The following is a 13,154-nucleotide window of genomic DNA, read 5'->3' as shown; positions in this document are numbered from 1 at the left end:
GGGACGGCCTCGTCCGGCCATGCGAAGGGAACGACAATGCAGTTCAGGTACCTGGGGAACTCCGGCTTCAAGATCTCCGAGATCACGTACGGCAACTGGCTGACCCACGGGTCGCAGGTCGAGAACGACACCGCGGCCGCGTGCGTGCGTGCCGCTCTGGATGCGGGGATCACCACGTTCGACACGGCCGACGTGTATGCCAACACGGCAGCGGAGACGGTCCTCGGTGGAGCGCTGAAGGGTGAACGGCGCCAGTCGCTCGAGATCTTCACGAAGGTCTTCGGCCCGACCGGTCCGAAGGGGCACAACGACGTGGGGCTGTCGCGCAAGCACATCCTCGAATCCATCGACGGGTCGCTCTCGCGTCTGCAGACCGACTACGTCGACCTCTACCAGGCCCACCGCTTCGACGTCGAGACCCCGCTCGAGGAGACGATGCAGGCGTTCGCCGACGTCGTCCGACAGGGCAAGGCGCTGTACATCGGCGTGAGCGAGTGGACGGCCGACCAGCTGCGTGCCGGCGCCGCCCTCGCGAAAGAGCTCAACATCCAGCTGATCTCGAACCAGCCGGAGTACTCGGCGCTGTGGCGGGTCATCGAGGCGGAGGTGGTGCCGACCTCCAAAGAGCTGGGCATCTCGCAGATCGTCTGGTCGCCCATCGCGCAGGGCGTCCTCTCCGGCAAGTACCGCCCGGGTGCGCCGCTGCCCGAGGGCAGCCGGGCGACCGACGAGAAGGGCGGAGCCGGCGCTGTCCGGCGCTGGCTGAAGGACGACGTGCTGACCCGCGTGCAGCAGCTGACGCCGATCGCGCACGAGCTCGACCTCACGCCGGCGCAGCTCGCGGTGGCGTGGGTGCTGCAGAACGACAATGTCGCAGCAGCGATCATCGGCGCGTCGCGTCCGGAGCAGGTCACCGAGAACGTGAAGGCGTCGGGCGTGACGATCCCGGACGAGCTGCTCGGGCGTATCGACGAAGTGCTCGGCGACGTCATCGAGCGTGACCCCTCGCACACCCACGAGCGCTCGCCGAAGACGCGGGAGGCGTGACGCGGGAGGCGTGACGCGGGTGGCGTGACGCGGGAGGCGTGACGCGAGGGGCCTCGGACAATCCCCTCGCCATACCGGTCGGCCAATAGGATGGGGCTCGGCGCATTTCGACCGCGCCTCCGGAACAGGGGATCGAATGCGCACCTCCAGGCACCGCCGAAGCTCGATGCACGCAGTGCGCGCCAGCCGTCCCAGGCGCCTGACCGCAGTTCTCGCGGCCGCAGCGACCGTTGCCGCCGGGTTCATCGGCTTCGGCATCGGTGCTGCCCCGCAGCCGGCCGCGGCCGCCAGCCAGGGCTGCAACTACGCGAACAACACCCCCGGCAACGGCAACTACGCCAACACCACCTGCTGGTTCGACTTCTCGTCCTTCAGCGAGACGACGGCGAGAACCACCAGCGGTCAGGCGATGCAGGTGACGCTCTCCGGTGGGTATATCGCCAGCTTCACTGCGAAAGTCACCGACGTCGCCGGCTTCAACGTGATGCACGTCGCCGCGGTCACCACCCCCATCGAGACACGCTTCGCGTTCGGACAGACTCAATACGTGGGGGTGGCCAAGAAGCCGTCGCTTTACAGCCTCGCCGCTCCTGCTGGTCTCAAATCGGCCACGCTCAGTTTCAGCGACATCCAGGTGACGGATTCACAAGGTCATCCGGTGACCGGGTTCTCGTTCGTAGCCGCTGACACCGAAGACAACGTCTCAGGGGAGTCCTTCACCTGGACCTCGGACAAGCCGATCAACGAACTGGAGCGTCTTGCCCCGAACGGCAACTGGGGGTGCAAGGCGCCGGTCGGCCTGGGGACCACGACCGTGAGCTGTGCCGGCACGGGAGCGGGCGGCACGACGATCGCTGGTGGGCGGTCGACGGCTCTCATCGTGGGCGCGGACAGCCCGACAACCTTCGCGACCCAGTGGGTGACCGCCCAGCGCTCGGGCATCGCCATCGGGATCCAGACGTCGAAGCTCACGCTGGTGAAGCAGGTCGCGAGCCGCATCAACGCGGCCGACTCGTTCGATATCGCCGTTCGCGCACCGGGCAACGTGCCGGTCGGTTCCGGCACGACGGGCGTCGCGAACTCGGCGACGACCGGTGCGGCCGACGTGCTGCCCAATGGCGGTGCGTACACGCTGAGCGAGGCGATGACGGCCGGGAGCCCGACTCCCCTGACGAGCTACCTCGGGTCGTGGGCGTGTACGAACGTCGCAACGAACAGCCCCACTGTGCTGCCCTCCGGCAGCGGCGCGACCAAGACGATCTCTCCGGCGATCGGTGACGACATCACCTGCACCATCACCAACACGGCGATCCACCCGGCGTTGGACCTCGTGAAGTCGGCGGCGCCCTCCGACCCGGCGAGCTACACCGTCGGGCAGCCGGTGACCTACAGTTTCGTCCTGACCAACACGGGTGATGTGCCGCTGACCGGGGTGGCCGTCGACGATTCCACGTTCTCCGGAACCGGCTCACTCTCGGCAGTGAACTGCCCGGCATCGGCGGCGACGCTCGACCCGAACGAGCAGGCGACCTGCACAGCGAGCTACACCCTCACCCAGCAGGACGTGGACAACGGCAAGGTCACCAACGCGGCCACAGCGACCGCCACCACGCCGACCGGCGCGACCATCACCACCGCGCCCGCGAACGCCGTCATCCCGATCAATCCGGCCCCGGCTATCAGCTTGACCAAGTCCGCCGACCCGACGACGGCACAGCACGCCGGTGACCCGATCGCCTACTCCTTCCTGGTCAGCAACACCGGCAACGTGACGCTGTCGTCGGCCTCCGTCATCGAGACCGCGTTCTCCGGCACGGGCACCGCACCGACTCCGACCTGCCCGGCCGGCAGTCTCGCCCCCGGGCAGAGCGTCACCTGCACCGCGACGTACGCGCTGACCCAGGCCGACGCGGATGCCGGCGTCGTCACCAACACGGCCACCGCTACGGCGACAGCTGCACTGGGTACGAACCCTACGTCTGCCGCGTCCACCGCCACCGTGACCATCCCGGCCGAGTCCGCGCTCAGCCTGATCAAGACCGCTTCGCAGGGCACCCTCTCCGCGGTGGGAGACACGGTGACGTACACCTTCGACGTCACCAACACCGGCAACATCACCGTGGCGGATCCGGTGATCACCGAGACCTCCTTCTCGGGCACCGGCACGGCGCCCGCAGCGACCTGCCCGTCCGGGCGCCTGGCCCCCGCCGCCACTGTCCAGTGCTCCGCCACCTACCGGATCACCCAGGCCGACTTGGATGCCGGAACGGTCACGAACACCGCGAACGCTACGGCCACACCGGTTCGGGGCGCCGCCCCGGTCTCGAACGCATCGACCGCCAGCGTCTCCACTACCGCAAGCCCTGCTCTGACGATCCAGAAGTCCTCCACGCTGACGGGAGCAGCTGCCGCAGGGAGCACCGTCCGTTACGCCTTCCTGGTCACCAACACGGGCAACGTCACCCTGTCGGGCCTTGTGGTGAACGACACGGCCCTCTCCGGCACCGGCACTCTGGGAGCCATCGAGTGCCCGAGCACGACGGTTGCGCCGGCCCAGGCAGTGACCTGCACCGCCCCGTACACGCTGACCCAGGCCGATGTGGATTCGGGGGAGCTGACGAACACGGCCACCGCGACCGGCGCCGCTCCCGGCGGTGCCGTCGTGACCTCCGCTCCATCGGATGACACGCGGCCTCTGCCCGCCGCGCCGGCCCTCACGCTGGTGAAGTCCGCTTCACCGGCCGCGCCGGCGAGCTTCGCCGCCGGTGAAACGATCACCTACTCGTTCGTGGTCACCAACAGCGGCAACGTGACGATGGCGGACGTGGCGATCGATGAGGGCGCGTTCAGCGGTTCGGGCACACTTGCGGCGCCCGTCTGCCCTGCGGGGGCGGCCTCCCTGGCACCGGGGGCACAGGTGGTGTGCACCACCACGTACACCGTGACCCAGGCCGACCTCGACGCTGGAAAGATCACCAACAGCGCCACCGCGCTCGGGACTCCACCAGGGTCGATCGTCACGGTCGCCTCTGACCCGTCGAACGCGACCGTTCCCGAACCGGCCGCACCAGCTGCCACCCTGGTGAAGACCTCCGACACGACCGCGATCACCCACGCCGGCCAGGCCGTCCACTACTCCTTCTCGATCACCAACACCGGCAACACCAGCCTCAGTGGCGCAAAGGTCGACGAGGGAACCTTCACCGGGCACGGGAACCTCACCGCGCCGGTGTGCCAAACCACCCCGGCGACGCTGCTTCCCGGCCAGACGATCGTCTGCACGGCCGTCTACACGGTGGTCGCCGCCGACCTCACCGGGCAGGCGCTGAGCAACACCGCCACAGTGACGGCCACCGCCCCGGGCGGGGATCCGATCGCCTCCGACCCGTCCACGGCGCGCATCACGGACGTGGCCGCACCGGCCCCCAGCCCGGCCGACCCGCTGGCCTCCACTGGGTCGACGATCATGTGGGGGATCGGGGCGACCGCCGTCGCCCTGCTGCTCGCGGGCGGCGCGCTGCTTCTCGTCCGGCGTCGGAGGGCTAACCGGTAGCGCCTGAACGGGCGGCGCGGCCTCCCGTTTTCAGCCCTTGCCTCTTATAACTGCAAGTTGCATAATTATGCCGGGTCGCTCGAGGCCCGCATCGTGCAGTTCAGAGAGGAACGTCACAATGAAGAGGATCTTCCAGGCGACGGTAGCCGCGATCGCGTTGATAGCGACGGCCGTCATCGCACCCGCGATCGGCGCCGCGACAACTTCGCCGGCCACCGCATCCACCCCCGGCTGGACTGCCCTCGCCTCCGGAGCCGAGGCGCAATCCAACCCCCTCAAGGGGTTCATCCCGTATCAGGGCTCATACTCGAACTTCCCGTACTCGATGGAGTGGACCTACTTCCCCGTCAGCGCGGTGATGACCGGACCGAACACCTTCAACTGGTCGCAGGTCGACAGTGCACTGAATGACATCGCCTCGCGCGGTCACCAGACGGCGTTCCGGTTCTACCTGGACTACCCGACCAAGCCGAGCGGTGTGCCGCAGTACTTGCTCAACGGCGGCCTCGCCACGCACTCGTACAACGACTACGGCAACAACGGCGTCAGCGTCTCGCCGAACTACGACGATCCCAACCTCCGCACGGCGATGGGGCAGTTCATCGCCGCACTCGGCGCCCGCTACGACGGGGATGCGCGCGTGGGCTTCGTCCAGGCCGGCCTTCTCGGGTTCTGGGGGGAGTGGCACACCTACCCGTACAACGGCACCAACGGTCAGCCGAACTGGTTCGCCTCGGATGCGACGCAGGGCGAGATCCTGAACGACTTCGTGAACGCGTTCCACGCCACCAAGCTGGAGGTCCGACAGCCGAACGCCCAGAATGCGTCGCTGCCGATCGGCTACCACGACGACTCGTTCGCCCTGGAGACCAAGACCAGCTCGCTCGGCTGGCACTTCATGGACAACATGACCGCCGCGGGAGCCACGAACAAGTGGAAGACGCAGTCCATCGGGGGCGAGCTGCGGCCCGAGCTCCAGTCCTGCATCTTCAGCTCGGCCGGATGCCCGGTGATCGAGGACGGCGGGGACAACGACTTCCCGGGCAGCGTCAGCCAGACGCACGTGAGCTGGCTGCTCAACCAGTACGCGTTCCAGAACGGATACTCGGCGGCGGACAAGCCGAACGCGCTCGCCGGTGCGAAGTCGATGGGATATTCGCTCCGGGCGACGGAGGCCCTGGTGCCCGCCACGATCACCGCGGGAAGCAGCGCATCCGTCGGGATGACCATCTCCGACATCGGGATCGCTCCCTTCTACTACAGCTGGCCGATCACGCTCGCACTGGTCGACTCGTCCGGCACGATCGTGAAGACGTCGACCACGACGTGGCACGTATCGGACATCGCCAGCGGGGCATCCGTGCAGTTCACCGGCAGCTTCCCCACCACGGGTGTGCCGACGGGCTCGTACCGTCTGGTCGCCCAGGTGACGAATCCGCTGTCCGGCGGCGCGCCCATCCGGTTCGCGAACGCCGGGCAGGACACCGTGAAGTCCGGGTGGCTCACGTTGGGGACGACGACGATCGCGACCGGCGGGTCGACCGCGCACAGCTATGAGGCTGAGGCGGCATCGAACCAGCTGACCGGGACGGCGGCCGTGGCCTCGTGCGCGGCGTGCTCGGGAGGTTCGAAGGTCGGCTACGTCGGAAACGGCGCGACGCTGACGTTCACCGGCGTGGCCGGCGGCGTGTCCAGCTTCCGGATCGCGTACGCCTCGGCCGTCGCGCGAACCGCGACCGTCCAGGTCGACGGCGGCACGGCGACAACGGTCGGTTTCCCGGCGACAGCGGACTGGAACACGGTCGGAACGGTGACCGTGAACGTCGCGATCCCCTCCGGCGCCTCCCACACCATCACCATCGCCAACCCCACCGGCTGGGCGCCCGACATCGACCGCCTCACCACCGGCTGACCCCCATCCCCATCCCATCTCGTCGAAGTGCACGTTGTTGCGGCCGACACGCCGTGCCGGTGCGCAACAAGGTGCACTTCGACGAGAAAGGGAAGGGCGCTCAGCCGCGGAGCAGTTCGCGGGTCTCCGCCGGGCCCGGGAAGGCCTCCCGCTCGCGAACGGCGCCGTCGAGCACCGCGGTGAGGTGGTCGGCGGCCAGGCTGATTCCGCCCATGGCGACGGCCTCCGATCCGAGGGTGGAGGCGACGACCGTCGGAGCCAGGGGGACGATCTCGCGCAGCGACTCCTGGAACCGGGGGAGGAAGATGTCCGCGCTCGGCGAGCTCCCGCCTCCGATCACCAGCAGCTCGGGATCGATGGCCAGCGTCAACGCAGCGGCACCGGTGGCGAGATCGTCGGCGAACTCGCGCACTGCCTCCACCGCCGCCGGGTCTCCGGCGCGGGCCGACTCGAAGATCTGCTCGCGGCTGGGACGCGGATTGGCGAGCACGGCCGACCCGTACTTCTCGTTCAGATCGGCCCACCTGAGTTCCGGCATCTCTCCGACGATGCCGGCGGCGCCGTGCACCCCGCGATGGACCTTGCCGTTCACGATGGACGCGCCGCTCGTACGCGCGCCGCAGAGGATGTAGACCACGTCGGTGTGGCCGCGGGCCGCCCCGACGGCGAGCTCCGCTTGCGCGCCGAGCGCCACGTCGCCCTCGACGAGCACCGCCGCGTCGTATTCGCGCCGGAACCGCTCGCGCAGGTCGAGACCGATCCAGCCCGGCATACCCGTGCCGCCGAAGTGCAGCACCTCGCCGGTGGTGCTGATCGCGCCGGGCGAGCCGATGGTGAGCGCCCACAGGTCGCCGCGGGTGAGGCCGAGGCCGTCGAGGAGGTCGTCGCCGACGTGCAGCGCGGTGGCGATGCGCGCCTCCGCCTCATCCGACTCGGCGGTCGACGCGGTGCGGTGCCCGCGCACCTTTCCGGTGAGGTCCGTGACGACCGCGTAGGTGTGGTTCGCACCGATGTCGAGCGACAGAAAGTGGCCGAGGCCCGGCGCCGGCCGGTAGGCGGCGGCCGGTCGACCGAGGCGGCCGGCGGGGGAGCTCTCGGCCGCGACGACCCAGCCGGCTTCCACCAGGTCGGAGATGATGGCGTCGATGGCCGTCCGGGACAGCCCGGAGTCCGCAGCGAGATCGCGCATGGTCTGCGGCCGCTCCAGGACGGCGCGCAGGATGCCCCAGGAGTTCATCCGTCGCAGCAGCGAACGGCTGCCGACGGCCGGTTCGGCACCGTGGATGAGAGCCTCTCGTGCCATGTGTTCCTCACTCTTGCGCTTTATAACGGCAAGTTGCATAATTAACCCGTCCACCCGACTTTACCGCGGATGGGCGGCACGACGGCCGACGAATCGCTCGAAGGCCCACCCCTGACCATTGCGCCAACGACGGCAGCACGCCGGCGGCGCGGAGAGGTATCGATGACAGCCCTCCTCCCGAGAGCCGCGAACCGCGCGGGCGCCTCCCCTCACCGGCGGCGCCGTTTCCGGGACGACCGCAGGGTCGCCTGGTTCTTCATCGCCCCGGTGCTCATCGGGTTCGCGGTGTTCTACCTCTACCCGACCATCCGCGGCGTCTGGTGGTCCTTCACCGACTACAGCCTCCTCGGCGACCCGACGTTCGTCGGTCTCGACAACTACGCCGCCGTCCTCCAGGACAAGGAGTTCTGGAACTCGATGGGCGTCACGCTCTCGTACGTGGTCATCAACGTGGTGACCCAGACGGCCCTCGCGCTCCTCCTGGCCGCACTGATGCACCGGCTGACCCGCTCGGTGATGCTGCGAACGACCCTGCTGCTGCCGTGGCTCGTCCCCAACGTGACCGTCGGGCTGGTCTGGCTCTGGCTGCTCGACACCAACCTCGGCTTCGTCAACCACCTGATCACCTCCATGGGGCTGCCGGCCGTCGGCTTCTTCACCAACCCGGCGCTGGCCATCCCCACGATCTCGATCGTCAACACCTGGGCCTTCACCGGCTACACCGCACTCCTCTTCTACGCGGGGATGCTGCAGATCCCCGGCGATCTGTACGAGAGCGCGTCACTCGACGGCGCAGGCGAGTGGAGGCTGTTCACCCGCATCACGCTTCCTCTGCTCCGGCCCGTGATGGCTCTGGTCCTGGTCGTCTCGCTGATCGGCTCGTTCCAGATCTTCGACACCGTCGCCGTCACGACCAAGGGAGGTCCGGTCAACGCCACCCGGGTCATCTACTACTACATCTATCAACAGGCGTTCAACTTCTTCCACATGGGCTACGCCGCGACCATGGCGATCGTGCTCGTGCTCATCCTCGGCGTGCTCACGGCCGTGCAGCTGCGCCTCCTCCGCGCCTCCGAATCCCAGCTCGCCTAGGACACGACCATGACCATGACACCCCTGGCAACGCCTGTGCTCTCCGCCCCGGCCGAGACTCCGCCCACGCCCGCCCGCACCGCCACCCGCCGCCGCTTCTCGATCGGTCGCGCGCTCGGCTGGACGGTCCTGATCATCTCGCTGGTGCTGACGCTCTTCCCCTTCTACTGGATGCTGAAGACGGCGATCACGCCGGCCGCCGACGTGATCAAGGACTCGGGCTCCTTCTTTCCCGGCAGCCCGACGTTCATCAACTTCGCTCGCGTCCTCGGGTTCCTGAGCCCGGCCGAGGACCAGGCGGCAGGAGGGTCGGGAGCCTCCATCAACTTCCTGCTCTACCTCTGGAACTCGATCGTCTACTGCTCGCTGATCGGGTTCTTCCAGACCCTGTTCTGCGCGATGGGCGGGTACGCCTTCGCCCGCCTGCGGTTCCCCGGCCGCAACGTGCTCTTCTCTGTCCTGATCGCGGCGCTCATGGTTCCGGGCATCTTCACGCTGCTGCCGAACTTCGTCCTGGTCCGCGATCTCGGCCTCCTGAACAACGTGTTCGGGATGGTGGCCCCCAGCCTCCTGATGACCCCGTTCGCCCTGTTCTTCCTCCGTCAGTTCTTCCTCAACATCCCGGTGGATGTGGAGGAGGCCGCGATGCTGGACGGCGCCGGCAAGATCCGCGTCTTCTGGCGGGTCGCCCTGCCCATGAGCCGCGGCCCGCTCATCACGATCGGTCTCATCACGGTCGTCTGGGCGTGGAAGGACTACCTGTGGCCGCTCCTGATCGGGCGCGATGAGAGCGTCCGGACCATGACGGTCGCGCTCGGCGTGTACCTGCAGCAGTCGCCCAACACGCAGCCGGACTGGACCGGACTCATGGCCGGCTCCACCCTTTCGGTCATCCCCGTCCTGATCCTGCTGATCTTCCTCGGCCGGCGCATCGTCGAGTCGCTCAACTTCACCGGCATCAAGTGACCGACGCCCACCCTCACGCACCATCCACACCCGCACCATCCACACAGAGAGAGAAACGAATGACAACGCTTCGTCGCGTCGCCGCCATCGCCGCCGCCGCCGCACTGCTCGCCGGAGTCACGGCGTGCTCGTCCAGCGGTTCCGGCTCCGGCTCCAACGAGAAGGTGACCCTGCAGTACTGGATGTGGGACGACACCCAGGTGCCCGCCTACCAGCAGTGCGCGCAGCAGTTCACCAAGGAGAACCCGAACATCACCATCAAGATCTCTCAGTCCGCATGGGGTCAGTACTGGACCAACCTGTCGACGCAGATCGCCGCGGGCAGCGCTCCCGACGTCTGGGTCGACCAGGCCTCGTACTACCCGCAGTTCGTGCAGGACAAGCAGATCGTCGACATCCAGCCGCTGGTCGAGAAGGACAAGGTCGACCTGAGCCAGTACGTGGACGGCCTGGCCGACCTGTGGAAGGTCGGTGATGCCCGCTACGGCCTGCCGAAGGACTGGGACACCATGGGCCTCGTCTACAACAAGGCGGACCTGAAGGCCGCAGGTATCGACGAGGCGTCGCTGTCCGACCTGACCTGGAACCCGAACGACGGCGGAACCTTCGAGCAGACGATCGCCAAGCTGACCGTCGACAAGAACGGGCACAACGGTCTCGACCCCGCGTTCGACAAGAACAACGTGAAGGTCTACGGCTTCCTGCCCGAGTGGGCCGACGGCTCACAGGGACAGAACGGCTGGGGCAACTTCGCCTACTCGGCCGGATGGACCTACGCCGACAAGAACCCGTTCGGCACGAAGTTCAACTACGACGACCCGAAGCTCGCGAAGACCGTGCAGTGGCTCGCCGACCTGTCCGACAAGGGCTACGCGCCCAAGCTCGACGTCCAGTCCACCCTCGCCCGTTCGGAGGTGCTGGCCAACAACGGCGGCGCCCTGACCACGCTCGGCTCGTTCAACCTGGCCTCCTACAAGGGCAAGACCGACCAGTTCGGCTTCGCGCCGCTCCCGGCCGGGCCGGAGGGCCGCAAGTCGGCGATCAACGGCCTGTCCGACGCCATCTACGCCGGCAGCAAGCACAAGGACGAGGCCTGGAAGTGGGTCAAGTACCTGGCGTCTGCCGACTGCCAGAACGCTGTCGCCGCGACGGGCGTCGTGTTCCCGGCGATCAAGGAGGCCTCGGAGAAGTCCGCCGCCGTCCGCGAGAAGGACGGGCTGAACGCCAAGGTGTTCCTCGACGAGCAGCAGGCGAAGGACGGCACGTTCATCATCCCGATCAGCTACCACGGCACCGAGATCAGCCAGATCGTGCAGGACGCCATCCAGAGCGTCGCCCTCGGCCAGCAGGACGCGAAGTACGCGCTGGGCAAGGCGAACGACCAGGTGAACGCCCTCTTCAAGTAGCGCCGTCACGTAGCACAGGGCGGGGGCGGCTCCTCTGCCGCCCCCGCTCCCACGGTCACGTCACGGCCCTTCACAGAAAGCTCAGCATGCTGCACACCTTCGACTTCGGCGGCCTCCGCATCCCCGCCAACGTGTCCGGCCCTCCGCAGCCGGCGCGCGGCGGCTTCGTCGTCCCGGCCGGTCCGATCGCCCTGCTGCACCCGTTCGGCGACACGGAGTTCTACCGCCACGGCTGGAACTCATGGAGCCCGTCGGGGTGGGCGCGCACCGACGGCGCGACGATCGGGATCAAGAACAGCCCCGGCCGCCTGCTCACGGCGGACGACGCTGCGAACGAGACCCCGCACGCCCACTCGGGCGCAGCGGTCGGGGCGGTGACCGGCACGGATGGGAACGTCCTGCTGGTGGGCGCACTCGGCCTCGGTTCTCCGCGCGTCGGGGCCGACGGGAACGTGCTGTGGGGCAGGGGCGAGGAGGACGTGGCCGACTGGTTCGTCGCGTACGGGCCCGAGACCCAGGTGTTCGCCGACTACGCAGACCTCGTCTCCGAGCGCCTGGGCCGGCGCTCGGGCCGCGCCGGAACCGTCTGGAGCAGCTGGTACTCCTACTTCGAGGGCATCGACGAGGAACTCGTGGCCCGCACGGTCGCCGACCTGTCGGGCTACCCGTTCGACGTCTTCCAGCTCGACGACGGCTGGGAGCCGATCGTCGGCGACTGGACCGCCGGCCCGGACTTCCCCTCCGGGATGGCCGCCACCGCCCGGACCATCGCCGATGCCGGCTTCACTCCGGGGCTCTGGCTGGCGCCGCTGATCGCCCTGCCCGACTCCCAGTTCGCGCGCAGCCGTCCCGACCTGCTCGTTCAGGACGACGACGGCCGGCCGCTGATCACCGGCTACAACTGGGGCTCCCACTACTACTCGCTGGACACGACCCAGGCCGAGGTGAAGGACCACCTGCGAGAGGTCTTCGAGAACGTGGTCGGCTGGGGCTTCCGCTACCTGAAGCTCGACTTCATGTACGCGGGAGCGGTCGCGGGGAACCGCCACGCCCCCGTCCACCGCGAGACCGCCTACCGGGAGGCGGTGCAGCACATCCGCTCCGTGGTGGGCGACTCGGTGTACCTGCTGGGATGCGGCGTGCCGATGATCCCGAGCGTCGGCGTCTTCGACGGCGCCCGGGTCGGACCGGACGTCGGTGCGTTCTGGGACAACGCTGAGCGGCCGGACGACCCCTCGGGCGTCGGCGCACGCAACTCGATCGTCGCCTCGATCAACCGGATCTGGATGAAACGCCTGTACGAGGTCGACCCGGACGCCGTGTACTTCCGCAGCGCCCGCAACCTTCTCGACGACGCAGAACGTCAGGCGCTGCGCGACACCGCGGCGATCCTCGAGTTCCGGTCCACCTCCGACCCTGTCGCCTGGCTGAACGCCGCCGAGCGGGAGCAGCTGGCCGAGTACATGGAGGAGACCTCGGTCATCGAGCAGACGGGCCGGTACGCGTTCCGCATCGATGGACGCGACGTCGACCTGACCCCGATCGTGACGGGCACGGCCGCGACCGACGCGGCCTCGCTCGTCGTCTAGACGTGGAGGCGCGGCGATCCTCACTTCCGCCGCGCCTCCCCGCGCTTCGACGGAGGGCAGCGCGCAGGATGAGCCGCCGACCGGTTCTGACCCCTCGACCACGTGCCCCGGCCGGGGGCCATGGAGCTCGATCCAGGGTGAAGCGAGGGTGAAAACCGACCGCGGAGACCCAGTGGCCCGCTAACCTCGGCCCCGGAGGCGCGATCGGTCTCGCAACGGGTCGCGCTTCATCGACGCAGGATGAAGGGGATGCCGCTGTGTCTGCATATCGGGAAGAACGCGCCCA

Annotated in this window: 8 protein-coding genes; 7 read left to right on the top strand and 1 reads right to left on the bottom strand. The window is 68.3% G+C overall.

The window, feature by feature from the left end:
- Positions 1 to 36: 36 nt before the first annotated feature.
- The 3 genes from SB754_RS15085 to SB754_RS15075 all read left to right on the top strand — a co-directional run bounded on the left by SB754_RS15085 (position 37) and on the right by SB754_RS15075 (position 6,512).
- Positions 37 to 1,047 (top strand): aldo/keto reductase family protein, encoded by a 1,011-nt coding sequence (locus SB754_RS15085; RefSeq protein ID WP_410783127.1) that lies wholly within the window; start codon positions 37 to 39, stop codon positions 1,045 to 1,047.
- Positions 1,048 to 1,183: 136 nt separating this feature from the next.
- Positions 1,184 to 4,600 (top strand): hypothetical protein, encoded by a 3,417-nt coding sequence (locus tag SB754_RS15080; RefSeq protein WP_410783126.1) that lies wholly within the window; start codon positions 1,184 to 1,186, stop codon positions 4,598 to 4,600.
- Positions 4,601 to 4,718: 118 nt separating this feature from the next.
- Positions 4,719 to 6,512, top strand: coding sequence for a DUF4832 domain-containing protein (locus SB754_RS15075; RefSeq protein WP_410783125.1), 1,794 nt, complete (start codon positions 4,719 to 4,721; stop codon positions 6,510 to 6,512).
- 100 nt (positions 6,513 to 6,612) lie between these two features.
- Here SB754_RS15075 and SB754_RS15070 read toward each other — a convergent pair whose 3' ends face one another.
- Positions 6,613 to 7,815 carry an ROK family protein gene (locus SB754_RS15070; protein WP_410783124.1) on the bottom strand — a complete coding sequence of 401 codons (1,203 nt, stop codon included), beginning with the start codon at positions 7,813 to 7,815 and terminating at the stop codon, positions 6,613 to 6,615.
- 162 nt (positions 7,816 to 7,977) lie between these two features.
- Between SB754_RS15070 and SB754_RS15065 the strand changes: the two genes are divergently transcribed.
- The 4 genes from SB754_RS15065 (at position 7,978) to SB754_RS15050 (ending at position 12,868) form a co-directional block, all read left to right on the top strand.
- Positions 7,978 to 8,907 (top strand): carbohydrate ABC transporter permease, encoded by a 930-nt coding sequence (locus SB754_RS15065; protein WP_410783123.1) that lies wholly within the window; start codon positions 7,978 to 7,980, stop codon positions 8,905 to 8,907.
- A 9-nt stretch (positions 8,908 to 8,916) separates the two neighbouring features.
- Positions 8,917 to 9,873 (top strand): carbohydrate ABC transporter permease, encoded by a 957-nt coding sequence (locus SB754_RS15060; protein WP_410783122.1) that lies wholly within the window; start codon positions 8,917 to 8,919, stop codon positions 9,871 to 9,873.
- 59 nt (positions 9,874 to 9,932) lie between these two features.
- Positions 9,933 to 11,279, top strand: a complete 1,347-nt coding sequence (locus SB754_RS15055) for an ABC transporter substrate-binding protein (protein WP_410783121.1) — start codon at positions 9,933 to 9,935, stop codon at positions 11,277 to 11,279.
- Positions 11,280 to 11,365: 86 nt separating this feature from the next.
- On the top strand, positions 11,366 to 12,868 hold the full coding sequence (locus tag SB754_RS15050; RefSeq protein WP_410783120.1) for a glycoside hydrolase family 36 protein: 1,503 nt from the start codon (positions 11,366 to 11,368) through the stop codon (positions 12,866 to 12,868).
- Positions 12,869 to 13,154 lie beyond the last annotated feature (286 nt).

The sequence above is a fragment of the Leifsonia sp. SIMBA_070 genome (assembly GCF_046534635.1).
Classification (GTDB): domain Bacteria; phylum Actinomycetota; class Actinomycetes; order Actinomycetales; family Microbacteriaceae; genus Leifsonia.
The sequence above is the reverse complement of the archived record's forward strand: the minus strand, read 5'-3'. Positions and strand labels throughout refer to the sequence as shown.

Coding starts and splice junctions, on each gene's coding strand:
- SB754_RS15085 (WP_410783127.1), top strand. CDS start 37: ATGCAGTTCAGGTACCTGGGGAACTCCGGCTTCAAGATCTCCGAGATC.
- SB754_RS15080 (WP_410783126.1), top strand. CDS start 1,184: ATGCGCACCTCCAGGCACCGCCGAAGCTCGATGCACGCAGTGCGCGCC.
- SB754_RS15075 (WP_410783125.1), top strand. CDS start 4,719: ATGAAGAGGATCTTCCAGGCGACGGTAGCCGCGATCGCGTTGATAGCG.
- SB754_RS15070 (WP_410783124.1), bottom strand. CDS start 7,815: ATGGCACGAGAGGCTCTCATCCACGGTGCCGAACCGGCCGTCGGCAGC.
- SB754_RS15065 (WP_410783123.1), top strand. CDS start 7,978: ATGACAGCCCTCCTCCCGAGAGCCGCGAACCGCGCGGGCGCCTCCCCT.
- SB754_RS15060 (WP_410783122.1), top strand. CDS start 8,917: ATGACCATGACACCCCTGGCAACGCCTGTGCTCTCCGCCCCGGCCGAG.
- SB754_RS15055 (WP_410783121.1), top strand. CDS start 9,933: ATGACAACGCTTCGTCGCGTCGCCGCCATCGCCGCCGCCGCCGCACTG.
- SB754_RS15050 (WP_410783120.1), top strand. CDS start 11,366: ATGCTGCACACCTTCGACTTCGGCGGCCTCCGCATCCCCGCCAACGTG.